Genomic DNA, 26,595 nt, shown 5'->3' with positions numbered 1-26,595 from the left:
GTTTTTTCCCTGTCTGAATGTCCAGATTAATTGGAGACGTAGCCCGCCACCACTTGCAACAGCTTGAATGCGGTGGAGGCGTCATTTTCCACCACTGCCAGGAATTCTTCCTCACCAATCCGCAGGCAGTTGAGATCGGTCGCCGCGATCATGCTCAGCGCCCGGGGTTCATGGCGGATCAGCCCCAGTTCCCCCACCAGCCGCCCAGGGCCAACCGTGGTAATCAGCCGGTCCGCACCGCCCGGTTGCGGCAAGTAAAGCTCTGCCTCGCCTTCAAGGATCATATACGCCCCGTCCGACGCCTTATCATCCTTGAGAAACACAACCTCTCCTGCTGCGGCATCATACCAGCGGGCGCCGAATGCCAGGAGGCGCAACTGGCGCCGGTTCAGGCCCGAGAACAGTTCCGTCTGTTCCAGCGCCCTGAGCTTTCGGGCAAGATCCTGGCTCGCCGCTCCATCGCCTGCCGCCACGACCTGGGCCTCGTCGCTGACCAGACGGCCCTGGCGCAGCTCAAAGAAGACGTCAAACACATCCGGGCTCTGAAAGCTGGGGGCCAGGTAGATCAGCGTGGTTCCAGGCAAAAGCTTTCGCAGGTTCTTATGCACCGCGACGCGGGTTTCAATATCATAACTTGCCATCGCGGAATCAAGGATCAGGATATCCGGTTTCTTGATTGTGGCCCGGCAAAAGGCCAGCGGCTCAGCAAAACTGGCGGCCAGCCCCTGCCCGCCCACAGCAATCGGCATGTCAAAGATCAGTTCCACCACCTGATTACGCAAGCCTTCACGCACCATCAGTTCTGAGACAAGTTTGCGTACCTCATCGCCCTTGGCGCCGGCAGCATCCGATATCTTGCCGAACAAAGCGTTTTCCAGAACCGTCAAAGTGGGGGCGATGGCCTCTTCTGCAAATGGCACAAAGCCGGCGCCCAAGGCCTTTAGCAAGCGCATCCCATGGCTGCGGCGGAAGCCCAGGATCCGCTCTTTCATTGTCTCTTCAAATGCCGGGCCGATCTGTTCCGCCGAAATGGTGAAAGGCACGATCAACAGCTGAGCCAGTTCCTCGCGGCTCAGCGCCGCCGCATTTACGGTTCCGGGCCGGTCGACCAGCAACAGCGCCGTTTCATAGGCGCCCACATCCAATCCCAACTTGCGGAACAGGGGGTGACCCGTGCCGTCCATACCGAAGATCTGGCGCAGCATCTCCACCACATCGCGGGTCAGCGCCACCAATCCTTCGTCCAGCCCCAGCTGCTTCAGCTCGTCGAGGAATTCCGCATGCCCATGCAAGACCTCGCCGGTCAGGGCCTGCTGCGAGGCTGCAAACAGCAGGTTTTCCGCAACCGGCAGCGCCGGGTTGTATGCCTCCGGTTCCAGAAAATGCACATGCACGTCCAGACCGGCGTCCAGAATGGCCTTGCGCACCGATGGGCGCAGCCCGACTAGCCGCTCCGCCAGATCCGGGTGGTCGGGCGCTTCGAAACACTGTTCGATACCGCGGCGGAACAGAGCAGTATCGGATCCGATCCCCTCAACCAGCTGCAGCCACCAGCTCCGCAGCTCCGTCTCGCTGGAGAAACCAGCCAGCTTGGGGTCAAGCCAGGGTGCATCAAAGGGATCCGGGCTGTTGCCCGCGCGTTTGGCAATCTCCAGCTGCTGCAAGTCCCGGGCCGCGCCCAAGGGGCGCAGCCGCATTGGCATCATCACGTTGTCGCCAAAGGATCCCTGGAAAAGAACCGGCCGCGAGGTAGCATAGCCGATCCGCGCCGCCACCGTAGCCTGGTGCAGCCCGGTGAGGTTCTGATCGGCCACCGTCACCGTTCCCGTTGAGGGCAGTATTTCCCGCGTCAGCAGTTCCGCCAGAGCCCGGCGGTCTTCCTCGGAGGGGGCCGCAATACCGATGACCTGCCCTGCGGGGAAGGTTGCGCTCAGCTCTTCCAGCACCGGATTGCCATCCGTGTCACGCACATTGACCGCATCCAGAACCACGTCGCCGCGCAAATGCTCCAGCTCCTCTGGCTCGCCGCTCAGCAGCTTTTCATCCACCATGCCCTTAGGTGCAAAGCGGTCGAGGATTACTTCCCAGCGCAAGCCCATGTCCTGGGTCTGGTTGTAATAGGTCAGCAATTCCTTCCAAGGTGATGCCAGATCCTTGTAGGCTGCCAGCGCCGCGACCAATGCGCCCAACGACACCTTGCCCTGCAGCACCAGAAAGCCGCCGACAGCATAAAAGAAAAACGGCGTCAGCTGGGTGATGAAGTTGTTGAGAAACTTCATAAAGAATTTTTTCTGGTAGATCTCTAAGCGGATGTCATACAGCCGCCCCAGCCGGGCTGTGATGATCGCCATCCGGTAACGCCAGCCGCCATTGATCCGGAGCGTCGAGGCGCCTGCGGCGCTTTCGCCGATCTCAGTGGCCAGTGCCCGAACCTGTTTGATGCGCTTTTTGTTCAACAAGTTGATCTGCCGTTGCAGCATCGGGATCAGCCAGCCTTGCAGCGGAATGAGCGCAATTGCGGCCATCCCGAACCAGAAGTTCTGCAGGAACAGGAAGAACAGGATAGTCAGCATCTGCCCCGCTTGCAGCACCGGCTGGCTGACCGCATCCCCCATCAGCCCGCCCATCGGCTCGGATTCGGAGGTGACCATCGACACCAGTTCGCCTTGGCTGACCCGCTCAAAGTAAGGTTGCGGAAAGCGCAGCACCCGGGCGATCAGCTGATAGCGGAAGCGGCGCAGCATTCGCTCGGCCAGCACCCCCTTCATGGTATTGATGCGCATTTTCAGCAGGCCGTGGCATAGCACCGACACCAGAAATCCGCCGCAAAGAATCCACAGGAACGTCAGCTGATCAAAGCTTTGCCCCAGCAGGGTTATGGTGGAGCTCTCAGCACCGATCGCATCGTTGATGATCCGTTTCGGCAGCTCCAGCGTCAGGTAAAGAAGCGGAAACAGGCAGGCCGTGACCAGCAACAGCACCAGCTGGTCGCGCTTCGAGTACTTCCAGATGAAACGGAACAAAGAGCGTTCGATGGGGAAAGCTCCATAAATGGCGGCTTTGGAGTTGGACTGTCTTATGGGTAGCGCGGTTTGGCAGGCACAGGCAATGGGCAGAAGACCGTCCTGTCCCGTTGCGGCATCCTGCCGGCGCAGCAATTGCCAGACGGTGAAAAATCCGTAAGGTTCCAACGAGGTATCCTTGCTGGAGGTCAATAGGTTTGCCGGAATATGTCGGATACGTTCTGCTGCTGCTCTGCGCTTTGCAGGTCAAGCACCTGTTTGCCGACTTCTTTCTGCAAACACCCAAGATGCTGTCCGGCCGCTGCGCCTATGCCCATATGGGACGGGCCCAGCATGCGGGTATCCATGTGATCGGCTCAGCCCTTGTTTATTTGCTGTTCGGCGCACCATTGGCATTCATTCTAGTTCTGGCTGTGCTGGAGTGGGTGATTCATTTCCACATTGATTTCGGCAAAGCCCGTTTTTCCGAACGCAAGAAGCTGCACCCGCAGCAGGCGATGTTCTGGCAGGCGATGGGTTCTGACCAGGCTTTGCACCAGTTGACCTACATCGCCATGGCCTGGGCCTGGGTGAAATACGCGGCGGCGTGACGGCAGCCGTGGGCTGAAGAACGCCCGCATCCCCCAAAGTATCGTTGCAAAGAAGGCGCTGACTGGCTGCACAGCCATCTGCTTTAAGAAGATACTTCCGCCGCTGGAAAATTTTCTAAGGCACAACCGGCTTGTCCCGTTTGATCGTACGCAGCACCACATTTGTCTGAGCGCTGGCGACCGCTGGAAGACGGAACAGAAATCCCTCCAGAAACCGGTTGTAGGCATCCAGATCCGGAGCCAGCACGCGAAGGTGGTAGTCGGCCTGTCCTGTAGTGGCGTAACATTCCTGCACCAGCGGGCTGGTTTCTACTGCACGGATAAATTCCACCAGCTTGTCCGGATCGTGACGTGTCAAATGCACATGCACGATGGCCTGGAACCCAAGTCCCATTGCCGGAGCATTCACCACTGCGCCATACCGCTCGATAATGCCCGCATCCTCCAGCGCCCGCACCCGGCGCCACAGAGCAGAGGCCGACATGCCGACGGCTTCAGCCAGGTCAGCATTGGAAATGCGGGAGTCTTCCTGCAGCAGGGTGAGGATACGGCAATCGCGATCGTCAAGTTTCATGGTTCGGTCACTTTCCCCGCCAAATCATAATATTCTGGATAGCTTACCCAAAATTATCCTCAAAATCAGAAATTCAGGCAAATCTCTTCAACCTGAGTGGTTTAAATTTCCGGACACCACATTCTCCGTGCAAGGACACTCCAAGATGACCAAGCTGAGCCATGATTTCCGCAGCTACAAGCTGGAAGACCGGTACGAAAAGACCCAGGGCCGGGTTTTCCTGACCGGCACCCAGGCCTTGGCCCGGATCATGCTCGATCAGGCGCGCCGCGATCGGGAAGCGGGGTTGAACACTGCGGGTTTTGTCTCTGGTTACCGTGGCTCGCCTTTGGGGGCGGTCGATCTGGAATTCTGGCGCGCCGAGGACCGGATGAAGGAAAACCGGATTAAGTTCATGCCAGCGGTGAACGAGGATTTGGGCGCTACCGCGGTTCTGGGCGCCCAGCAGGCAGTGCTCGATCCGCATTGCGAGGTCGAAGGCGTGTTTTCCATGTGGTACGGAAAGGGTCCGGGGGTGGACCGCTCCGGCGATGCGCTGAAGCATGGCAACGCCTATGGCTCCTCCGCAAAGGGCGGCGTACTGGTCGTAGCAGGCGACGACCACGGCTGCGTCAGCTCCTCGATGCCGCATCAGTCGGATGTTGCGTTCATGTCCTGGTTCATGCCGGTGCTGAACCCAGCGGACGTGTCCGAATTTCTGGAATTCGGCGAGTATGGGTTTGCCCTTTCGCGCTATTCCGGCACCTGGGTGGGGTTCAAAGCTGTGTCCGAAACCGTGGAAAGCGCGCGTTCGGTTGAACTGCGCCCTGACCACGCGTTCATATACCCCGACCTGCCGGATTATCCCGGCGGGTTGCATATACGCCGCGCCGATCTGCCCTCGCCCGAGATCGAGACCCGTATTCACGCCAAACTGGACGCCGTGCGCGCCTTTGCCGAGGCGAATCCGATCGACCGCCGGATCTATGACATCAAGAACGCGCGCTTTGGCTTTGTCTCCACCGGCAAGGGGCATCTCGACCTGATGGAAGCGCTGCGGCTTTTGGGGCTGGATGAGGCCGCCTGCCGCCGCCTGGGCATCGATATCTACAAGGTCGGCATGGTCTGGCCGCTGGACCGCACCGATGCGCTGAAATTCGTGAAGGGTAAACAGGAGGTGCTGGTTGTAGAAGAAAAGCGCGGCATCATCGAGAGCCAGTTCAAGGAAAACTTCTATGACTGGCCCGGCAGCAAGCCGGAAAAGATGGTCGGAAAATACGACAGCCAGGGGGAGCCGCTGATCCCTTGGACCGGCGAGCTGAGCCCGCTCTTGCTGGCGCCAATCGTTGCCGCACGGCTGGACAGGTTTTTCCCGGAGGAAAACCTGCCCGCCAAGGCGGCCGCTCTGGCAGCCGAGCCGCCAAAGGTGCTGAATGTGCCCGGCGCCGCACGCACGCCCTATTTCTGTTCAGGCTGCCCGCACAACAGCTCCACCAAACTGCCTGAAGGGTCCAAAGCATTTTCCGGCATCGGCTGCCATGTGATGGCCAGCTGGATGGACCGGGAGACGGCCGGCTATGCCCAGATGGGCGGTGAAGGCGTGCCCTGGACCGCAGCCTCGCAGTTCAATGGCGGCAAGCATGTGTTCCAGAACCTGGGCGAAGGCACCTGGTACCACTCCGGATCGCTGGCGATCCGCCAGGCGGTCGCGGCAGGCACCAACATCACCTACAAGATCCTTTACAATGACGCAGTGGCGATGACCGGCGGCCAGCCGGTGGACGGGCCGGTCTCGGTGCATGGCATTGCCCAGACCTGCCGTGCTGAAGGGGTGGAGCGGATCGCCCTGGTTTCCGATGACATCGGCAAGTTCAGCCGCCGCGACTTCCCGGCGGGCACCACCTTCCATGACCGAAGCGCGCTGGACAGTGTGCAGCGTGAGTTGCGCGAAATCCCCGGCGTCACCGTCCTGATATACGAACAGGCCTGCGCCACTGAAAAGCGCCGCCGCCGCAAGCGCGGCAAGATGGAAGATCCCAAACGGTTTGCCTTCATCAACGATCTGGTCTGCGAGGGCTGCGGCGACTGTTCGGTGGAATCCAACTGCCTGAGCGTGGAGCCGAAGGAGACGCCGTTTGGCCGCAAGCGCAAGATCAACCTGTCGAGCTGCAACAAGGATTTCTCCTGCCTGAACGGGTTCTGCCCCAGCTTTGTCACCGTTGAGGGCGCAACCCGGCGCAAGAAAAAGACCGCAGGCCTGGATGCCGCGCAGCTGACCGCCAAACTGCCCTCCCCTGCCTTGCCATCGCTGGACGCGCCGTTCGACCTGCTGGTCACCGGCGTCGGCGGCACCGGTGTTGTCACCGTGGGTGCGCTAATCACCATGGCCGCGCATCTGGAGGGCAAGGGCTCCAGCGTTCTGGATTTCACCGGCTTTGCACAGAAGTTCGGGACCGTGCTGAGCTATATCCGCCTGTCGAACGCGCCGGAGACGCTGAACCAGGTGCGCATCGACGCCGGCGGCGCGGATGCGGTGATTGGCTGTGACGTGGTGGTCAGCTCGGCGCCCAAGGCCTCCGCCCATTACCGGGCGGACACCAAGGTAGTGCTGAACCGGGCGGAAATGCCCACCGGCGATCTGGTGCTGCGCCGCGATGCCGACTTGATGGCAGGCCTGCGCGAAAAAACCATTGCCGAAGCCGTCGGTCCGCAGAACCTGTCCGGTTTCAACGCCAATGAGGCCGCGGAGACAATGCTGGGCGACGCTGTGCTGGCCAATGTCATGATGCTGGGTTTTGCTTGGCAGAAGGGTCTGGTGCCGGTGAGTGCCGGCGCGCTGGATCAGGCGATCGAGCTGAACGGCGTTGCCGTTGAAAAGAACCGCCTGGCCTTTGCCATCGGCCGTGCCATGGCGGCAGACCCGGAACTGGTCGCCAGCCATTATGAGGAGGCCCCCGAAAAACCCGAGACGCTGGACGCGCTGATCGAGCGGCGTGCGTCGTTCCTCACCGGGTATCAGAACGTGGCTTACGCGGGGCGCTACACCTCTGCCCTGCGGCGGCTCCGCGAGGCGCTGCCTGCCAATGCGCAGGACGAGCTGACCCGGGCGGCGGCGCGATCGCTGTTCAAGCTGATGGCCTACAAGGACGAATACGAGGTCGCCCGGCTGCTCACCAGCGACGCCTTCCAGCATCAGTTGGAAGAGGAATTCGAAGGAGATTTCCGCGTCAACTACCACCTCGCGCCGCCTCTGCTGAACTGGAAAAAGGACGCCCGCGGACGTCCAGGAAAACGGGCCTTCGGGGCTTGGCTGCGCCCGGTGATGACCCTTCTGGCCAAGGGCAAGGCCTTGCGCGGTTCAGCCTTCAACATCTTCGGCTATCACGAGGAAGCCCGCCTGCACCGCGGTCTGCTGACCTGGTTTGAGGCCACGCTTGAGACCATCGCCAGCCGTTACAGCACCGACGCGCATGAGGCCTGCCTCAAGGTACTGAATGCGCCGATGGAGATCCGCGGCTATGGCCCGGTCCGGCTGAAAGCGGCTGAGGTGGCACGCACGCAGGCCGAAGAGTTGCTCCGCAGCCTGTAAAACCTCACGCCCGCGGCTGCGGATAACGCCTCAGACGTCCCAGTGCTGCTTAGTAAACTCGGTGAAGTCCGCCATTTCTTCGGACAGCGGCTCGCGCCCGGTAAAAACCTTGAGGTACTCGGACGTCACCTCCAGCCGGTGCGCGTGGCTCTCATTCGGGTCCGCCATCTCATAGCCGAGCTGCATATAGTACAGCACCTTGGCCCGGGTTACCGCCTCTCGGTCCGGATAGCCGTAGCGTGCGAACATCCCCGTCAACGCTTCGACCCGGCGCCGGTCCGAGCGGTCCAGCAAGCTGCGCACCTTGCCTGAGCGGCGGGACCAGTCACGTACGGCAAAGTCCAGTGCAGTGTTGAACAGATCGGGGTTGGCGATGCAGCGGAACACGTTCAGAACGGCCCCTGTGATAGTCTTGGCCGGTGCCTCGGCCTGGCGCACCATGCCGGCGGTATTGGTCTGCTCCCAGGTTTTGAGCAGCGCATCCAGCAAGTCCTGGCGCGACTTGAAGTACCAGTAGAAAGACGAGCGCGAAACCTGCATCCGCTCGGCAAGCGCCAGCACTTTCACCTGCTCCACCCCGTCCGAGATCAGCACATCCATCGCGACATTCAGCCAGTCGTTGCGGGTAACCTTAATGTTGCCGACCAGCGGCTCGGCCTCCGGATCGTCCCGGTGCAGAACAGGTTTTTGCGCCATATGCGGCCTTTCGGAATGTTTGCGTTCCCTGGCATTCTATGCCGGGCTGACGGCTGGCGCCAACAATGCAATCCTGTCAGCAGGCTTTTGCGGCATGGATTGAGTGGCGCCCGGGCCACAGCAGGTCCGCAGCTAGTGAAGGGCGGGATATAAACTGGGCCTTTATACACCTGAAGGCATGCTAACATGAAAACCCGTAATCCTTGCCCGGCCCGCCCGGCCAAAAACACCGAATATGCGGAGCGAATGCGGGCTTTTGGCCCTAAGAAGCGCCCATCAGCACAACCGGAAAGCCAACCAATTACCCCTTGTACAACGGGCATCCGGTCAAATGGGGTTTGACTAAGCAGCCCTCAGCACGCGAAACTGAGGGAAAAAACAGGGGAAAACATGATCTCATGAATGCCTTGAACCAGCCGGGCGGACAAACTTGAATGCGTCCGCTGCTGTCCGTTGAAAACCTCAGCGTCGGGTTTGGCAAGGGTGCCTCCGTCGTGAAGGACGTGAGCTTTGCTGTGCAGCCTGGCGAAACACTTGCCTTGGTCGGGGAGAGCGGCTCGGGCAAGACGGTCTCCTGCCGTGCCGTGCTGCGGATCCTGCCGAAGGTGGCGCAGCTGCGCTCCGGGCGCATCTTGCTGAACACCCGCGGCGGCTCGGTGGATCTTGCGACACTCGACGAACGGCTGATGCGCGACGTGCGCGGCAATACCGTCGCGATGATTTTCCAGGAGCCGATGCGTTCGCTTTCTCCGCTGCACCGGATCGGCAACCAGGTGTCAGAAGTGCTGTGGCTGCATGGCCGCAAGTCCGAACGCGAGGCACGCAAGACGGTTCTTGAATGTTTTGAGCGGGTCGGGTTCCCCGAGCCGGAACGCACCTACAGATCTTATCCCTTCGAACTGTCTGGCGGGATGCGCCAGCGGGCGATGATCGCCATGGCTATGGTGGCCAAGCCGGACCTGCTGATCGCGGATGAGCCGACTACGGCGCTGGACGTGACGACACAGGCGCAGGTGCTGGGTCTGATGAAAGAGCTGCAGCACGAAACCGGCATGGCAATGATCCTGGTCACCCATGACCTGGGCGTGGTCGCCAATATGGCAGAGCAGGTGGTGGTGATGCACAAGGGCCGGGTGATGGAATCCGGCCGTGCGGAACCGATGCTGCGGACCCCTTCCCATCCGTACACCAAGGCCCTGTTCAACGCGGCCCCGGAAATCCCGGATGAAGCGGTTGTCGCCATCCCGCCGTCACGCGATGATCTGATCTTGGAAATGAAGTCGGTCTCCAAGACCTACACTTTGAGAGCCCGCAAAGGCTGGCAAGCTCCAACCTTGATCCACGCCTGCCGCGAGATTGATCTGCTGTTAAGCCGCGGGAAAACCCTGGCTGTCGTCGGCGAAAGCGGCTCGGGCAAGACCACGGCCGCACGGATTGCGTTAGGGGCAGAGCCGCCGGATCCCGGTGGCGAGGTGCTGTTCCGCCCTGACCCTGATCAACCGGCGGTCACTGTGCACAGCATGGACCGCGCCGCACGCACTGCCTTTCAGCGGCAGGCCCAGATGGTGTTTCAGGATCCTTACTCCTCGCTGTCGCCCAGGATGCGCATTCAGGACACCTTGGTTGAGCCGCTGGAGATCCACCGCGTCGGTTCTCGTGCTGAACGCCGGGACAGGGCAGCGGACATGCTGCGGCTGGTCGGCCTGTCGCCGGACATGCTGAAACGCTACCCGCATGCGTTTTCCGGCGGTCAGCGCCAGCGCCTGTCAATCGCGCGCGCGCTGATGCTGGAGCCGGCGCTGATCGTCTGCGACGAGCCGACCTCGGCGCTGGATGTTTCGGTGCAGGAGCAGATCCTGCGGCTGCTGGAGGAAATCCGCGACCGGCAGAACCTCTCTTACTTGTTCATCAGCCATGATTTGGCCGTGGTAGCCCGCATTGCAGATGAGGTCGCAGTGATGCGGCGCGGATTGATTGTCGAGCAGGCGCCGCCGGAAACCTTGTTCTACAATCCCCAGCACCCTTACACCAAGGCGCTGATCGCGGCTCAGCCGGAACCCGATATTGACCGGCCCATAGATTTGAATCTGGTGGCCCAGGGCGCAGGCGCGCCGGATTGCTGGCCCGAAGAATTCCGCTTTAACGGGTTTGATGCCCCGCGCCTGGTAAACCTGAAAAACCTGGAACCCGGCCATAAGGTGCGCTGCCATGCTTGATGCCCTGAAACCCCTGTTGGCGGCTGCCTTCTGCCTTGCCCCGTTTTCTGCCCTGTGCGGCCCCGAGGTTCAGGAAAGCAAATTTTGGAGCGCCGAAGTCAATGCGGGCTACCTGCCGCCTGTGGCCAAACGCCTGCCAGAGGTGCCGCTGGTGGTCGACCTGGCTGCCAAGGGCCGGGGCTATGGCATCGAAGGCGGCACGCTGAACACCATGGTGACCCGCTCCAAGGATATCCGCCAGATGGTTGTCTATGGCTATGCGCGGCTGGCGGGCTATGACGATAGCTACCGGCTGCAGCCTGATATTCTGCTGCGCTATGAGAACCAAGGGAACCGGCGCTACACCCTGAAACTGCGGCCCGGCCACCGCTGGTCCAGCGGCGATCCCTTCACCTCAGCCGACTTCCGCTACTGGTGGGAGGATGTCGCCAACCAAGAACTGCTCAGCCCGGCCGGTCCGCCGGATTTCCTGCGCGTAAACGGCAAGCTGCCGCGGGTTAGCTTCCCGGATGAAACCACAATCATCTATGAATGGGACGACCCCAACCCCAGTTTCCTGCACATGCTGGCCCAGGCGCGCCCGCCATTCATCTACCGGCCTGCGGAATACTTGAAACAGTTCCACGCGGATTACGCCGACCCGGATACGCTGGAAGAGGAAGTCGATTACGCCCGCGTCAAAAGCTGGGCCGCGCTGCACAACAAATACGACAATATGTACAAGTTCGATAACCACGAGCTTCCGACGCTGCAGCCGTGGATCAATGCCTCGCCCGGCAAGAAGATCCGCCACCAGTTCGTGCGCAATCCCTATTACCACCGGATCGACAGCCGCGGCGTGCAGCTGCCCTTTATCGACACCGTGGAAATGGAGATCGTGACCGCCGGCCTGGTAGCGGCCAAGTCGAACGCCGGCGAGGCCGATCTGCAGGCCCGCGGCCTGGACTTTCGCGATATTCCGATCCTGCGCAAGGGCGAGAAGGATGGCGCAAACTACAAGACATATCTCTGGGGGTCCGGTGCCGCTTCGCAGATTGCGATCTATCCGAACCTGAATGCCAGGGATCCGGTCTGGCGCGAGGTGTTGCGCGATGTCCGGGTGCGCCGGGCGCTGTCGCTGGCCATCAACCGCCGCGCCATTAACCGGGCGCTCTATTTCAATCTGGCCAAGCCCGGCGCCATGACCGTGCTGGAGCAGAGCGAATTTTTCGACCCTGGCCTGCGTGCCGCCTGGGCGGATTTCGACCCGGAGCAGGCCAATCTGCTGCTGGACGAGGCCGGCCTGACAGAGAAAAACGCCTACGGTATCCGCTATCTGGCCGACGGGCGGCTGATGGAACTTGTCGTGGAAACAGCGGGCGAACGTCAGGAAGTCGAAAATGCTCTTCAGATAATCTCGGACGATTGGCGTGATGTCGGGGTCAAACTGGTCATGCGCCCGCTGGACCGCGACATCCTGCGCAACCGGGTCTTTTCCGGCAGGACCCTGGCCTCTGCCTGGTTCGGCTGGGACAATGGCTTGCCGCAGGTCTACACCTCGCCCGCCTATCTGGCGCCAACGGATCAGGTGTTCCTGTCCTGGCCGAAATGGGGCCAATACTATCAAACCGGCGGTGACGCGGGTGAGCCGCCTGACATGGCTCCGGCGCAGCAGCTGATGGATCTGATGCAGGATTGGAACATGGCCGCCACAGATGCCGAGCGGGCTGCCGCCTGGCGGTCCATGCTGAAAATCCACGCTGATCAAGTTTATGCCATCGGCGTCGTGGCCGCCGCGCCGCAGCCCGTCGTGGTCAGCAACCGCCTGCGCAACGTGCCGGAACAGGCCATATGGGCCTGGGATCCCGGTGCCCATTTCGGCGTTTACCGGCCGGATGAGTTCTTTTTCGAGGATGGCCAGGGCTGATGGAAATTCTGCGCTACGCCATTTACCGGTTCGGCACCATGCTGCTTACGCTTCTGGTGGTGTCCGTGCTGGTCTTTGCCATCATCAACCTGCCGCCGGGTGATTATTTATCGAACCAGATTGCCGAGCTGCAGGCCACCGGCCAGTCCGCAGGTGTCGCTAAGGCGGAATTCCTGCGGCAGGAATATGCGCTCGATAAACCCCTGTGGCAGCAATACATGATCTGGATGGGCTTCATGCCCGGCCCGCACGGGTTCTCCGGCATGATACAGGGTAATTTCGGCTGGTCATTCGAGTTCGACAGCCCGGTTGCCGATATTGTCGGCGACAGCCTCTGGCTTACAGTTCTGGTAAACCTGTCCGCCGTTGTTTTTGTCTATGCGGTAGCGCTGCCGCTGGGGGTGCTGGCTGCCGCGCGGGCCCGCACCTGGATTGATTACACCTCGGCTTTCATCGGCTATCTAGGCCTCGCCACGCCAAACTTCCTTCTGGCGCTGATCCTGTTCTACTATGGCCACCGCTGGTTTGATCTGCCCATCGGCGGGCTGATGGCGCCTGAATACGAAGGCGTGCCGATGAACTGGGACAAGGTGAAATCCATTCTCGTCCACCTGATTGTGCCGACTTTCGTGATCGGCACTGCCGGTGCGTCCGCGATGATGCAGCGCCTGCGCGCCAATATGCTGGACGAACTGGGCAAACCCTATGTGGAAACCGCCATCGCCAAGGGCATGGCGCCGGCGCGGATGCTGGCCAAATATCCGCTGCGGGTGGCCTTCAACCCCTTTGTCGCAGACATCGGCAACTTGCTGCCCGCAATGATCTCAGGCTCGGTACTGGTGTCGGTGGTGCTGGGGCTGCAAACCATTGGGCCGACCCTGCTGACCGCACTCAAGACCCAGGACATGTTCCTGTCGGGCTTCGTGCTGATGTTCGTCGCGCTGCTTACGCTGATCGGCACCATGGTTTCAGATGTATTGCTAGTGCTTCTTGACCCGAGGATCCGGTATGAGGGGCGCGGCGCATGACCCGGCTGCCTGATGGACGTTACGTCGATGATGAGCCTTTCGACCCGCAGGCCTCGCTGCTGGAGCTGGAGCGCAAGGACCTCGACGCGCCCAACTGGCTGCTGGTCTGGCGCAAATTCAGGACCCACAGGCTGGGGCTGATTTCGGGCCTTTTTCTGCTGGTCGCCTATCTGATGATCCCGTTTGCCGGCTTCATCGCGCCCTACGGTCCAAACCAGCGCTTTTCAGAGCACCTGTATTCCCCGCCGCAATCGATAAAGCTGTTCCACGAGGGCGCGTTCGTGGGTCCCTTCGTTTACCCGATGACATCCGAGGCCAATCTGGAAACTTTCCAGTGGGAATTCAGTCCGGACACCTCGCGCCCGCTGAAGCTTGAATTTTTCTGCGAGGGCAAAACGTATAAGCTGGCAGGTCTGATCGAAAGCAACCGCCACCTGTTCTGCGCAACCGAAGAGGCAACGATCTTTATCCTGGGGTCCGACCGGCTCGGCCGCGACATCTTCAGCCGCGTTTCCTATGGCGCACAGCTGTCGCTTACTGTGGGGCTGATCGGCATTTCCGTGTCCTTTGTGCTTGGTATCTTTTTTGGTTCACTGGCAGGATATCTCGGCGGCAAGACCGATTGGCTGATAAACCGGGTGATCGAAATCCTGCGGTCCCTGCCTGAGCTTCCCTTGTGGCTGGCGCTTTCTGCCGCGGTGCCCTCGAACTGGTCTCCGGTTGCAGTGTTCTTTGTCATTTCAATCATCCTCGGGATTCTTGACTGGCCAGGGCTTGCAAGGTCCGTGAGGGCCAAGTTCCTGTCCTTGCGCGAAGAGGAATATGTGCGCGCCGCAGAGATGATGGGTGCCTCTCCCGGCCGGGTGATCCGCAAGCATCTGCTGCCAAACTTCATGTCGCATCTGATTGCCTCGGCCACGCTGTCGATCCCGGCGATGATTCTGGGCGAGACCGCGCTGTCTTTCCTCGGCCTTGGGTTGCGTGCGCCGGCGGTCAGCTGGGGCGTGATGCTGAACGATGCGCAAAACCTGGCCTCGATCGAGATCTACCCCTGGACCGCGGTCCCGATGCTGCCGATTGTAATCGTCGTGCTCGCCTTCAACTTTCTCGGCGACGGGCTGCGCGACAGCCTCGATCCTTACGAGCAATGACCCTGCTGACCGCCCTCCCCGCGCCTGGCAGCTACTGCCAGGCGGGCACCGGGCGATGGTCCAGCGCCTTCGCGGTTACCGAACTTGCCAATGCCTCAATCGCCGCAGCTGGGCTGGAACTGGCGCAGCTGATAGCGGCGCTGAACCTGGCACCCGTTGCGCCGGAGGTCACAGTGGACCAGCGCCTGGCGTCGCTTTGGTTCAGCTGCAGCTTGCGCCCCGTGGGCTGGGAGCTTCCCAGCTTGTGGGATCCGATTGCCGGCAATTATAAAACCGCAGACGGCTGGATCCGCCTGCACACCAACCTGCCGCAACACCGCCGGGCCGCGCTGCAGGTGCTCGGCTGTGAGGGAAATCGCTCCGGTGCAGAAGCCGCAGTCAGGCACTGGCAGGCCGGTATTCTCGAAAAGGAGATCGTGACCGCAGGCGGCGCGGCCGCCGCCATGCGCAGCCGCGCGGACTGGCTGGCGCATCCTCAAGGCAGCGCTGTGGCGGCCGAACCGCTGATCCACTGGATCTCCCCCCGCAAGATCCAGCTGCGAAACAGGCCCGAGGCGACGGCTGACCGCCCGCTTGCCGGTCTCAGAGTGCTGGATCTGACCCGGGTTCTGGCCGGGCCGGTCTCGACCCGCACATTGGCTGGCTTCGGGGCAGAGGTGCTGCGCATAGATCCCCCCGGCTGGGACGAACCGGGGGTCATATCCGACATTTCACTGGGCAAGCGCATGGCATTCCTGGACCTGCGCAGCAACGAGGGACGCCAGCGGTTCGAGACGTTGCTGTCCAACACCGATGTTCTGGTGCATGGCTACCGCCCGGGTGCACTGGATGGTCTGGGCTACGGTGCGGACGCCCGCCGCCGGATCGCTCCCAATGCGGTTGAAGTGACTCTGGATGCCTATGGCTGGACCGGCCCCTGGGCCCTGCGGCGCGGCTTTGACAGCCTGGTGCAGATGAGTGCAGGTATCGCCGATACAGGCCGCGTCCAGGCCAGGACGGACAATCCGCACCCTTTACCGGTGCAAGCGCTGGATCATGCCACGGGCTATCTGATGGCAGCAGCAGCCCTTTCGGCCTTGGCAGCCGCCGCCCGTGGAGAGGAAGTGCCCGTGGCCCGTCTGTCGCTTGCCCGCACCGCAGAACTGATTGCCGGACTGCAGAAACATGCCGAAGGATTGGAGCTCACCAAACCGGCGGACAGCGACTATAATCCGGAGATTGAAAACAGCGGCTGGGGTCCGGGCCGCCGCCTTGCTGCACCGCTCGGTCTGGATACCAGCCGAATGCGATGGGACCGGCCCGCTTCCCGTTGCGGCAGCGCCCCCGCATGCTGGCTGCAATAGCCTATGGAGAAGGGCGCTGCCCCTTTGGCTTGCAGCCAACTCACCCCGGAGTTCTTTCTGCGAGAAATACTCCCGCCGCAGGCGGCGGCGCGGCGCCATGCCAAACCCCAAAAGGAGCGCGTAAGCGATCCAGCACGGGGGCGGGAGGGCGCCGGCCTGGCATTGGCTCAGCGGTCATCGCCGCCCGGTCCGCCCATCTCGTCCAGAAGATCTTCGTCAATCGCCGCCTGCGCTGCCCCTGCGGCTGCTTCTTTCTGCTTCGGCGTCATATCTTCAGCCTTATCCGGCGCCAGCCGCACGGTGACCTCACGATGGGCAAATCTGATGCCCTCGCGGGCAAATAATTCACGGATCTCCTGGTACACCCGTTTGCGGACAATCCACTGATCCCCTGGTTTGGTCATAAATTTCACACGGATGATCATCGCCGAATCCTGCATTTCGATCACACCCTGGGACTTCAGCGGCTGAATGAAGGTATGTCCGATTACCGGATCATCCATCAGCTTCTGGCCAAGCTTCTTGATCAGCTTGCGAACCTTCTCCACATCAGTGTCATAGGTCACGCGCATCGGCAGTTTCATCATAACCCAATCACGCGAGTAATTGGTCAGCACCTTGATCTCGCCAAAGGGGATCGTGTGCAGCGCACCCAGATGATGACGCAGCTGGAAAGAACGCACCGAGATCTTTTCGACCGTGCCCTTCACATCGCCGATATCAATATATTCGCCCTTGCGGAAGGCATCATCTATCAGGAAGAAAGCGCCGGAGAAGATATCCCGCACCAAAGTCTGCGAGCCAAAGCCCACCGCCAAGCCGACCACACCGGCACCGGCAAACAGCGGGCTGACGTTGATGCCGAGTTCCAGCAGCACGATCAGAACGATCGAGACCAGCACCACCGCCAGAATTGCTCCGCGGAACAGCGGCAGCAAGGTGGCCAGGCGGCTGGCACCGCCAGCCCCGCCTTCATCCCCCAGTTCCCCGGGTTCCACTTCACCGGCCTCCTCGTCGATCTTGCTGTCTATCCAGATCCGGAACAGGTGATAGACAATATAACCGATGAACAGGATCACGGTGACATCAATCACTCGGTCAGCCGCCATCGTTTCGGTCCAGCGGGCATCCGGGTTCCAGACAATCACCAGCGAATAGGCGCCAACGACAAAGGCAAGGATCCCCGCAACCCGGCGGGCGAGATCCTCGTAGGTGGCGATCGGGTGTTTTGCAGGCAATGCGGCGGTATCATCTTCGCCGGCCCCTGGACCCTCTGCAGATATCTCCGCCAAGGTCATCTGGGCCGGATCTGTTTCCTGTGCCTCGGCAGGTGCCTCATTCTGATCCGGGTCTGCCGCTGCCTGAACCATCCTGTTGCGGCTGAAATAGCGTTCGATAAAGTAATTGATCGCCCCATAGACGATCAGGATCGTGGTCAGCACAATATAGCTTCCCGCCATCAGCGGGATCGAGATTTCCTGTTCCAGCACCAGGTCAAAGGCCAGCTTGAACCAGCCAAAAGCCATATAGGCCATCAGCACCGGCGCCCAGGCAACCGACAGGATACGTACCAGCCAGGAACATTCCTCAGGTGCGCGGCCTGCGCGGATGGCGTTGGAAATGGCGCGCCCGTTGACAAGCAGCATCAGCAGATTGCCCAGCATCCCAGCCAGCGCCAAAACCCCGTAGACCAATGCATAAACATTATAGTTCAGGCCAAAATCGCCAACCCAGGTAGCAAACAGTGTCGACGAAATGTCATAGGTCGCCAGCAAGGATGCCCAGATATAGAGCCGCTTTGCGTCCCGGTCCGAAAATACCGGTATGCGGTACTGGGCCAGGAAAGGCGACAGCACCATCCGCCACAGATCGGACACCGTGCGGGCCAGGAAAAAAGCCGTGTAGACAGCCGTTGCCGTGAATTCGATTGACGGATCACCCGAGGCTCCGAAGATCAGATAGGACGTAAGGGCTGCAAAAACCATCGCAAAAACGGTGGCCCCGATCCCCATCAGGAACCGGTACACCAGGAAGGGCATTTTTTCCTGATAGCCTTCCGGGTTGGCCTGGATCCGGGCGACCACAAAACGTTTGGCGATGCGCTTGCCGTAAATCTCTGTCGACAGCCAGCGCCCGACCAGTAGGAACAAGACACTCCAGCCCAGCACCTCGACATAGGTCATGATGCGGCCGTCCGGGCTGGTCTGGCGCAGGATGTACTGCATCTCGAAGATCGAGTATGGCAGCGCTTCAAGGCGGCTGTTCAGTTCTGCGCGGAACGCCCCCACCCTGGATTGCGCCCTCATCAGCATCGAAGGCTGTTCCTTCGTGCCGGATGCCAGGCGGCCGGCTTCCTCTGCCTGGTCCGGCGGCGCATTCATCAGCTGGCCGCTGCTGTCGACCACAACCACACTGACGCCGCTTTCCGCCGCCTTCTCGATCGCCCTGGACAGCGCATCCGCTCCGCCCGTGTCACTTTCCTGCGCGCCAGCGTGAGCCGCCAGCCCGAAACTTAGCAAAGCGCAAAGCAATACCCGGAACAGTTGCTGCAGCATGAACGCTTATCCTTCTGGAAACTTGCGTCAAATTAACCACGCGACGGAACGTTGCGCAAATGGCGCGGGCGCAATTTCCAGTGCAACAGGCAACAAAGGCACATGATTGCATGCGCACAGGCTCCGGGTTATATAAATTCAAACTTCCGCCTAGCGGGCGGACAGCTGCAGCTCCTGGACTGGCAGAATACCATCCGGGCGAATACAGCAGCATTGGCAAATACTGTCCGTGCTCCCGCCGCAGCTGGCAAAAAGGGGCGCGCAAACTGAGGCGGACGATGGCGGAGCACAACAGCAGGCGCCCGGGGACGAGCGGCAATTCCGGCTGGCTTGGGTACTGCGCCGCAGATCCGGCATTACGGCCATCCGCCGCCCGGCAACCTGATCAGGCAATCCAATGACGATCGCAATCGCCAGCCAGACAGCGGCAGACACCGGCACGCGCGGGCCGAGGATCATGTTCTACAGCCACGACACTTTCGGGTTGGGGCATCTGCGTCGTTCACGTGCGCTTGCGGGTGCCCTAACGGCTGCCAACCCCGACACCTCGGCGCTGATCCTGACAGGTTCGCCGGTTGCGGGGCGGTTTTCTTTCCCGACCGGGGTCGATCATGTCCGCCTGCCGGGTGTGATCAAGCGTTCTGACGGCTCTTATGCCTCACGCACGATGGGTATGAGCATAGAGGAAACCGCCGACTTGCGCGCCGCCCTGATCCGCTCGACAGTGGAGCAATACGACCCCGATGTGCTGGTGGCGGACAAGGAACCCACCGGCTTTCGCGGTGAGCTGATGCCGGCACTGGACCTGCTGAAATCACAGGGCCGCTGCAAGATGGTTCTGGGCCTGCGTGACGTGCTGGATGAACCCGAGGTTTTGGCCGCCGAATGGGAGCGCAAACACGCGGTTGAGGCCACCCGGGATTTCTATGATGAGATTTGGGTCTACGGGCCGCGGTCCGTATACGACCCTACTGCGGGGCTGCCGTTCACACCGCAAATGCAGGCCCGGATGCACTGGACCGGCTACCTGCGCCGCGATCTTGGCCAGGTGGGGGAGCCGCCGGAACAGCCCTATCTGCTGGTCACCCCCGGCGGTGGCGGCGATGGCGAGATGATGGTGGACCTGGTGCTGTCGGCTTATGAAGCCGACCCGGGGCTGTCTCCCCGCGCGGTGCTGGTTTACGGCCCTTTCCTGTCCGGCGAAACCCGCGAGGATTTCGAGGCGCGCGTTGCCCGGCTCGATGGCCGTGTTACCGCTGTCGGCTTTGAATCACAGATCGAAACCCTGTTTGCCGGCGCTCAGGGCGTCGTGTGCATGGGCGGCTACAACACCTTCTGCGAAGTTCTTTCCTTTGACAAACCCGCAGTGATCGTGCCCCGCACCACGCCGCGGCTGGAGCAATGGATCCGCGCCAGCCGGGCCGAGGAAATCGGCCTTGCATCCATGCTGGATGAAACCCGCGACGGCTGGACCGCGACGGCGCTGGCCAAGGCGATCCGCGCGCTGGCCACCCAGCCACCGCCTTCTGCCGCCGGGTCAGAGGGGCTGCTGGACGGGCTGGATTACGTCACCCGCCGGGTCGCTGCGCTGCTTCAGAACACCCGGAAAGAGGCCGCTGAATGACCTCTGCCCGCCCGCCCCTTGCGGTGGTGGTCAAGGGCTGGCCGCGGCTGTCCGAAACCTTCATTGCACAGGAACTGGTTGCCCTGGAGGCCACCGGCCACACGTTCGAGATCTGGTCTCTGCGCCACCCCACCGACATCAAGCGCCACCCGCTGCATGCGCGGCTGCAGGCACCGGTGAACTACCTTCCAGAGTACCTCTATGAAGAGCCGGAGCGTGTGTGGCGCGCGCGCGTCAAGGCTCAGCAACTGCCCGGCTATGCTGAGGCCTACCGCATCTGGCGCGCCGATTTGCGCCGCGACCCGACACCCAACCGCATCCGCCGTTTTGGCCAAGCCTGTGTGCTGGCCGCGGAAATGCCGGACGCAGTGCTGGGGCTGTACGCGCATTTCCTGCACACGCCGTCCTCGGTTGCCCGCTATGCCGCCATCATGCGGGGACTGCCCTGGAGCTTTTCGGCTCACGCCAAAGACATCTGGACCTCGCCCGATTGGGAAATCAAAGAAAAGCTCTCCGCCGCCCATCACGGCGCGGCCTTCGGCGCCACTTGCACCGGTTTCGGCGCCAGGCACCTGCAGGATATGGCCGATGCACCGGACCGGGTTGATCTGGTCTATCACGGTCTCGACCTCGCGCGCTTCCCCGCACCGCCTGAGCGCCAGCTGCGCCAGCCGCAAGACCCGGTCCGTTTCATGTCCGTCGGCCGCTTGGTGGAAAAGAAAGGCTTTGACCGGCTGCTGGCCGCCCTGGCCCTGTTGCCCGCAGGCCTGGATTGGCACTGGACCCACATCGGCGGCGGCGGTTTAGGCGATCTGCTGCAGGGCATTGCCGAGGATACAGGTATCGCCGACCGGATCACTTGGCGCGGCGCCTGCGACCAGCCCGAGGTGATCGAGGCGATGCGCCGCTCGGACCTGTTTGTGCTGCCCAGCCGGGTCGCCGCGGACGGCGACCGCGACGGCTTGCCCAATGTGCTGATGGAGGCCGCCTCGCAGGCCCTGCCGATCCTGTCGTCCCCGGTTTCCGCCATTCCCGAATTCATCACCCATGGAACTCATGGCCTGCTGAGCGCGGACACCCCCGAAGCTTTGGCGGAAAGCCTTCTTTACGCCGTCCGGCATCCCCAAAGCCTGGCAGAAATGGCCCAGGCCGCACTGACCCGCCTGCGCACGGATTTCGGCATGGATCCCGGCATTGCCCAGCTTTCCCAACGGCTGAACGCGATGCTGCAGGGCAACTGACTGGACATGCAGCCGGGAGCCGGAAAGCGGGTTGCCTTCTATGCACCGATGAAACCGCCGCATCACCCGGTACCCTCCGGCGACCGCGAGATTGCCCGTAACTTGATAGGTCTGCTCACCGCCAGCGGTGCGGAGGTGCAGCTGGTTTCCGACCAGCGGATATATGACAAGCACGGCGACGCGGCGCTGCAGGCAAGCCTGCGCAATCAGGCCGAAGCCGAGGCTGAAAGGCTTATCCGCAGCCTGCCCCAAGCGGACCTTTGGGTCAGCTATCACAACTACTACAAGGCGCCCGATCTGATCGGCCCTACCGTTGCCCGTGCCCGCGGCATTCCCTATGTGCAAATCGAATCCACCCGCGCCAAGAAGCGCCTGACCGGACCATGGGCCGGCTTTGCGGAAGCTGCCCACGCCGCTGCCGATGCTGCCGCGGCGATCTTCTACTTCACGGAACAGGATCATTTTGCTTTGGACCGTGATCGCTGCGGCGGGCAGGCAGTGGCCTACCTGCCCCCCTTCCTGCCGCTGGATCGGCTGCCCGAAGCCTCGCCGCTGGACGGCCCGATGCTGACGGCCGGCATGATGCGTCAGGGTGACAAGCTGGCCTCTTACCAAATCATCTCCGCAATGCTCTCTCATCTGCACGGCGATTGGCGGCTGGACATTGCAGGCGACGGTCCTGCCCGCCTCGATGTCGAAACACTGATGGCCCCTTATGGCGACAAAGTGCGCTTCCTTGGCCAGCTTTCCCGTGCGCAGCTGGCAGCCGCCTATGGCAACGCCGGCCTGTTCCTTTGGCCCGGCGTGAACGAAGCGTTCGGCATGGTCTACCTGGAAGCCCAGGCCCACGGTCTGCCCATCGCAGCTCAGGACCGGCCCGGCGTGCGGGATGTGCTGCTGCCTGCAGGCTACCCTGCTCCGGAACAGGGGCCCGAAGCTCTCGCAGCCTTTACCGCGGGCCTGCTTGCAAACCCCGCACTGCGCGTTGAGGCAGGCAAGGATGTGCGCAACCTCATTTCGTCCCGCCACCTTGCCCCTGCCGCTGCCCGGCGGTTCTGGGCAACTGTTCTGCCGCTGATGGAGACCCGCTGATGATCCGCCTCGCCCTATTGCGTCACGGCCACACCGCCTGGAACCGCGCAGGCCGCATCCAGGGCCGCAGTGACATCCCGCTGGATGAGCAAGCCCGCGAATCGCTGCGCGGCTATGCCCTGCCCGATGACTGGCTGCAGGCAGACCTCTGCTCCAGCCCGCTGCTGCGTGCAGCTGAAACCGCAGAGCTGGTTGCGGGCCGCCCGCCCCGCACCGCGCCGGAACTTATTGAAATGGACTGGGGCGATTGGGAAGGCCTGCAAGGGCTGGACCTGAAGGCTGATCCAATCAGCGGCTTCCGCGACATCGAGGACTGGGGCTGGCACTACCGCCCGCCGGGAGGTGAAACGCCCGCGGAGGTCTGGACCCGTATCGAACCCTGGCTGCGCGGTCTGACACAGGATACATTGGCGGTCTGCCACATCGGCATTATGCGGGTGATCCTGGCACGCGCCCATGGCTGGGATTTCGACAGCCCCGCCCCCTTCCGTATCAAGCGCAACCGGCTGTTCGTGGTCGAACTTAGCGGAACTGCCCTGACACCTCGGCCCGAGCCGGTCCGCCTTATCCGCAAGGCCGCACCATGAAGGTCCTGATCGCCGTTACCCATCTGCTTGGCACCGGCCACCTGGCCCGGGCGCTGACACTCGCCCGGGCCTTCTCCGCTGCCGGGCATCAGGTTCAGGTGGTTTCCGGCGGCTTTCCTGCCCCCCAGCTCAACATCGATGGAATCGCTCTCGTCCAGTTGCCACCCTTGCGTTCCGACGGGGTGAATTTCACCCGGCTGCTGGCAGCGGACGGCTCTCTGGCGGATGAGACCTATCTGACCCGCCGAGAAAAGGCGCTGTGCTCCGCGTTGCACGCGATGCAGCCCGATGTGCTGATCACCGAACTGTACCCCTTTGGCCGCCGCTCCCTGCGCAAGGAGTTCCTGGCGCTGCTTGACGCCGCCCATGGGATACCCCGGCGGCCAGTGATCCTTTCCTCTATCCGTGACATTCTCGCCCCGCCCTCCAAACCAGAGAAAGCGGACAAAGCCGATGCCGTGATCGCCCGGTTTTACGACGCAGTGCTGGTCCATTCCGACCCTGCGGCCACAAAGCTGGAGGCCAGCTGGCCGGTCTCCCGCATGCTGGCAGCCAAGCTGCGCTACACCGGCTACGTTGCCCCTCCGGCTGCCGGCCTGCACCCGGAGCAGGCAGGCAGCGGCGAGGTGCTGGTCAGTGCTGGTGGCGGCAGCGTCGGAACACCGCTTTACCAGGCTGCGCTCAAGGCAGCAAAGCTGATGCCTGACACGCCTTGGCGGCTGCTGATTGGCGGATCGGACGCCGGCCGGCGTATTGCAGAGCTTACCAAGGCAGGCTCCCCCGCTCTGCTGGAACCGGCGCGCAAGGACTTCCGCCAGATGCTCTCCCACGCCGCGGCCTCGGTCAGCATGTGCGGCTACAACACTGCGCTGGACCTGCTGCAAGCCGGCACGCCCGCTGTGCTGATCCCGTTTGATGCCGGAAATGAAACCGAACAGGGTCTGCGGGCTGCCAGCCTTGCGCCCTTGAACGGCGTCCAGGTGGTTAAGACCGCGAACCTCTCGGCGGCGTCGCTATGCGCTGCGGTCAAGGCGGTATTGCACGCACCGCCGCGGGTAGCGGGCGGTTTCAGGTTTGACGGCGCCGTCCGGAGTGTGAAGATTGCCGCTGAACTTGCGGGAGGGCGCGAATGACACCGGATTGGAGCAGTCTGGACCGGGAACTGGAACACTGGCAAACGGCAGGATTGAAACTGCCTTTGTGGTGGCGGGACGATGACGCGATGTCCCATTCAATCGAGCTGGAGCAATTGACAGCACTGTCTGCGCAGCTTGACCTGCCGGTGCATCTCGCAGTGATCCCGCAGGGCGTCACACCGGACCTTGGCCGCTATGTTGCAGATCATCCGCAATTGATCCCGGTGGTACATGGCTGGGCGCATCAGAACCACGCGCCCGCCGGTGAAAAAAAAGCCGAGTTCGGTGCCCACCGACCGCTGGAGGAACTGCTGGACGATGCCGAGCGCGGCCTCACCGCGCTGCAGGAAATGTTCGGCACCAGCTTGCGCCCGATGTTCGTGCCGCCCTGGAACCGGATTTCGCCGGAAATGCTGACATGGCTGGCAGGTGCCGGTTTCACCGCAGTTTCGACCTTTACACCGCGCAAAAACGCCAAACCCGCCTCCGGCCTGTTGCGGGTGAACACGCATCTCGACCCGATCGACTGGAAAGGCGCCCGCAGCCTGGTGCCGCCCGACCAGCTGATTGCGCAGGTGGTGCGCCAGTTGCGCGACCGCCGCCTTGGCGAGGCCGACAACGCGGAACCATACGGCCTGCTGACCCACCACCTGGTGCATGACGAGGCGGTCTGGGAGTTCACTGCTGCGTTTGCCAAACGCCTGCTTGCTGGCCCTGCCGAGGCCTGGATCTATGACGAAAGGATGTCCTGAATGAGCCGTCTGGATTCCATGCTGCGCCGCCTCACTGCCCAGCGCGACGGGCTGAACTGGGCCGCGGGGCAAATCAGCCCGCTGCAAGGCGATGTGCTGGACATGGGCCTGGGCAACGGCCGTACCTATGATCACCTGCGTGAAACGCTGTCCCTCCGGCGGATATGGGTCATAGACCGGCTGCTGCAATGCCATCCCTCCTGCGTGCCGCCGGAACAGGATTTCCTGCAAGGCGAGGCAAAGCCAATGCTGGAACGGCTAACGGCTGAGGGGCGCAGCATTGCCCTGGCGCATTATGATTTTGGCTTTGGCATCAAGGAAAAAGACGTCGCCGAAGCCGCAATCCTCTCCCCCGTCATTGCGCAAGTCATGGTCCCTGGCGGCATCATCGTTTCGGGCCAGCCGCTGATCGGGTTCGAAGAGCTGGACGGCCCGGACGGCATCCCGCCGGGACGCTATATGTTCTACCGGGCCGGCTGATCCCGGTCCGCGGCTCGCCCGCCAGCACCAGCTTGGCATTGGCAAGGATCAATTCATCTGTCATCTGACCTTCACATCTCTCAAGCTATGGACGGCCGCGTTCAGGAGGCCAACGTGACATTCACGCGATACGCGATCTATTACGCCCCGCCTGCCGGTGCAGCGTGGAGCCGGTTTGCAGCCAGCTGGCTGGGCTGGGACATGGAAGCGGGTCTGGACCTGCCCCACCCGCAGGTTCACGGGCTGGATGTGGCAGCCATTACCGGCGTGCCGCGCAAATACGGGTTGCACGCCACCCTGAAGCCGCCGATGCGCCTCGCCGAGGGGCAGACCCAATCGGCGCTTGAAGATGCCTGTGCCGCGCTGGCCGCCTCGCAAGCACCGGTCACGCTGGACGGTCTGCAGCTGGTGCGGCTCGGCCGTTTCCTGGCCCTGCGCCCAGCCGGGGACGAGACCGCGCTGAAGGCGCTGGCCGCCGCCTGCGTGACAGAGCTTGACCGGTTCCGCGCGCCGGCATCCGAAACTGAGGTCGCGCGCCGCCGCGGCGCAGGGCTGAACCCGGAGCAGGACGCAAACCTCAGCCGTTGGGGTTTCCCCTATGTCCTGGACCAGTTCCGCTTTCACATCACATTGACCGGCAAACTGCCCAAGCCGCAGCTGCCTGCGGTGGAAGAGGCGCTCAACACGTTTCTCCTCCCGCTGCTGCCTGCGCCCTTTGCAATCGGGGATCTGGCGCTGATGGGCGAGGCACCTGACGGCCGCTTCCACCTGATCCAACGCTACGCCCTTTCCGGCTGAACGGCAGTCAGCGCGGCCTGCACCGCCAAGCCGATCGCACCGCTGTTGTCAATCTCCGCAGCCGTTCCGGGATGTTCAGCCGCGCAAGCTGCTGGGCCGCCGTGTCTTGCGGCGCCACGCCCGATACTAACGCGGCCCGGCGCTGGCGCCATCAGCCTTCAGCCTTCACGCTGCGGGGCCCTGCAAGAGTTCCAACATCCGAACCTGAACCGAGACTTCCACGCCGCCTCTCGTC

The 26,595-nt window shown here is 62.2% G+C and carries 19 protein-coding genes; 15 read left to right on the top strand and 4 right to left on the bottom strand.

Annotated features, from left to right (window positions below; genetic code table 11):
- Window positions 1–26 precede the first annotated feature (26 nt).
- Entirely contained in the window at window positions 27–3,023 is a 2,997-nt protein-coding gene (locus tag VOI29_RS02700; RefSeq protein ID WP_323775900.1) for a cyclic nucleotide-binding domain-containing protein, read from the bottom strand.
- A gap of 197 nt (window positions 3,024–3,220) precedes the next feature.
- Between VOI29_RS02700 and VOI29_RS02695 the strand changes: the two genes are divergently transcribed.
- A complete protein-coding gene (locus VOI29_RS02695) occupies window positions 3,221–3,613 on the top strand; it encodes a DUF3307 domain-containing protein (RefSeq protein WP_323775899.1) in 393 nt (130 codons plus the stop codon).
- Between the two features lie 115 nt (window positions 3,614–3,728).
- On the opposite strand, the gene VOI29_RS02690 is transcribed toward VOI29_RS02695, so the two are convergent.
- Window positions 3,729–4,187, bottom strand: coding sequence for an Lrp/AsnC family transcriptional regulator (locus tag VOI29_RS02690; protein WP_024088735.1), 459 nt, complete (start codon window positions 4,185–4,187; stop codon window positions 3,729–3,731).
- Between the two features lie 145 nt (window positions 4,188–4,332).
- Here VOI29_RS02690 and VOI29_RS02685 point away from each other — a divergent pair, with 145 nt between their 5' ends.
- Complete coding sequence (locus tag VOI29_RS02685; RefSeq protein ID WP_323775898.1) at window positions 4,333–7,755, top strand: indolepyruvate ferredoxin oxidoreductase family protein; 3,423 nt, start codon at window positions 4,333–4,335, stop codon at window positions 7,753–7,755.
- A 30-nt stretch (window positions 7,756–7,785) separates the two neighbouring features.
- On the opposite strand, the gene VOI29_RS02680 is transcribed toward VOI29_RS02685, so the two are convergent.
- Complete coding sequence (locus tag VOI29_RS02680) at window positions 7,786–8,451, bottom strand: TetR/AcrR family transcriptional regulator (protein WP_323775897.1); 666 nt, start codon at window positions 8,449–8,451, stop codon at window positions 7,786–7,788.
- A 434-nt stretch (window positions 8,452–8,885) separates the two neighbouring features.
- Between VOI29_RS02680 and VOI29_RS02675 the strand changes: the two genes are divergently transcribed.
- The 5 genes from VOI29_RS02675 to VOI29_RS02655 are packed head-to-tail and all read left to right on the top strand — an operon-like array spanning window position 8,886 to window position 16,095.
- A complete protein-coding gene (locus VOI29_RS02675; protein ID WP_323775896.1) occupies window positions 8,886–10,667 on the top strand; it encodes an ABC transporter ATP-binding protein in 1,782 nt (593 codons plus the stop codon).
- Window positions 10,660–12,573, top strand: a complete 1,914-nt coding sequence (locus VOI29_RS02670) for an ABC transporter substrate-binding protein (RefSeq protein ID WP_323775895.1) — start codon at window positions 10,660–10,662, stop codon at window positions 12,571–12,573. Before VOI29_RS02675 ends, VOI29_RS02670 begins: the two co-directional genes overlap by 8 nt.
- Window positions 12,573–13,601 (top strand): ABC transporter permease, encoded by a 1,029-nt coding sequence (locus VOI29_RS02665; RefSeq protein WP_323775894.1) that lies wholly within the window; start codon window positions 12,573–12,575, stop codon window positions 13,599–13,601. Before VOI29_RS02670 ends, VOI29_RS02665 begins: the two co-directional genes overlap by 1 nt.
- On the top strand, window positions 13,598–14,752 hold the full coding sequence (locus VOI29_RS02660) for an ABC transporter permease (protein ID WP_323775893.1): 1,155 nt from the start codon (window positions 13,598–13,600) through the stop codon (window positions 14,750–14,752). Before VOI29_RS02665 ends, VOI29_RS02660 begins: the two co-directional genes overlap by 4 nt.
- Window positions 14,749–16,095: a CoA transferase gene (locus VOI29_RS02655; RefSeq protein ID WP_323775892.1), complete on the top strand. Its 1,347-nt coding sequence runs from the start codon at window positions 14,749–14,751 to the stop codon at window positions 16,093–16,095. Before VOI29_RS02660 ends, VOI29_RS02655 begins: the two co-directional genes overlap by 4 nt.
- A gap of 167 nt (window positions 16,096–16,262) precedes the next feature.
- Here the strand turns inward: VOI29_RS02655 and VOI29_RS02650 are convergent, their stop codons facing one another.
- On the bottom strand, window positions 16,263–18,650 hold the full coding sequence (locus tag VOI29_RS02650; protein WP_323775891.1) for a mechanosensitive ion channel family protein: 2,388 nt from the start codon (window positions 18,648–18,650) through the stop codon (window positions 16,263–16,265).
- A 397-nt stretch (window positions 18,651–19,047) separates the two neighbouring features.
- Here VOI29_RS02650 and VOI29_RS02645 point away from each other — a divergent pair, with 397 nt between their 5' ends.
- The 8 genes from VOI29_RS02645 (at window position 19,048) to VOI29_RS02610 (ending at window position 26,360) form a co-directional block, all read left to right on the top strand.
- Entirely contained in the window at window positions 19,048–20,274 is a 1,227-nt protein-coding gene (locus tag VOI29_RS02645; RefSeq protein WP_323775890.1) for a glycosyltransferase family protein, read from the top strand.
- Window positions 20,271–21,515 (top strand): glycosyltransferase family 4 protein, encoded by a 1,245-nt coding sequence (locus VOI29_RS02640; protein WP_323775889.1) that lies wholly within the window; start codon window positions 20,271–20,273, stop codon window positions 21,513–21,515. Before VOI29_RS02645 ends, VOI29_RS02640 begins: the two co-directional genes overlap by 4 nt.
- Before the next feature lie 6 nt (window positions 21,516–21,521).
- Window positions 21,522–22,607 (top strand): glycosyltransferase family 4 protein, encoded by a 1,086-nt coding sequence (locus tag VOI29_RS02635; protein ID WP_323775888.1) that lies wholly within the window; start codon window positions 21,522–21,524, stop codon window positions 22,605–22,607.
- Window positions 22,607–23,194, top strand: coding sequence for a histidine phosphatase family protein (locus tag VOI29_RS02630; protein ID WP_323775887.1), 588 nt, complete (start codon window positions 22,607–22,609; stop codon window positions 23,192–23,194). Before VOI29_RS02635 ends, VOI29_RS02630 begins: the two co-directional genes overlap by 1 nt.
- Window positions 23,191–24,327: a glycosyltransferase family protein gene (locus tag VOI29_RS02625; RefSeq protein WP_323775886.1), complete on the top strand. Its 1,137-nt coding sequence runs from the start codon at window positions 23,191–23,193 to the stop codon at window positions 24,325–24,327. Before VOI29_RS02630 ends, VOI29_RS02625 begins: the two co-directional genes overlap by 4 nt.
- Entirely contained in the window at window positions 24,324–25,082 is a 759-nt protein-coding gene (locus VOI29_RS02620) for a polysaccharide deacetylase family protein (protein WP_323775885.1), read from the top strand. Before VOI29_RS02625 ends, VOI29_RS02620 begins: the two co-directional genes overlap by 4 nt.
- A complete protein-coding gene (locus VOI29_RS02615) occupies window positions 25,083–25,562 on the top strand; it encodes a class I SAM-dependent methyltransferase (RefSeq protein WP_323775884.1) in 480 nt (159 codons plus the stop codon).
- Between the two features lie 114 nt (window positions 25,563–25,676).
- Entirely contained in the window at window positions 25,677–26,360 is a 684-nt protein-coding gene (locus VOI29_RS02610; RefSeq protein ID WP_323775883.1) for a DUF1045 domain-containing protein, read from the top strand.
- The last annotated feature ends 235 nt before the right edge of the window (window positions 26,361–26,595 follow it).

It is taken from the genome of Leisingera sp. (genome assembly GCF_034669605.1).
GTDB lineage: Bacteria > Pseudomonadota > Alphaproteobacteria > Rhodobacterales > Rhodobacteraceae > Leisingera.
Note: the sequence above shows the minus strand (reverse complement) of the source record. Positions and strands in the feature narration are given on the sequence as shown.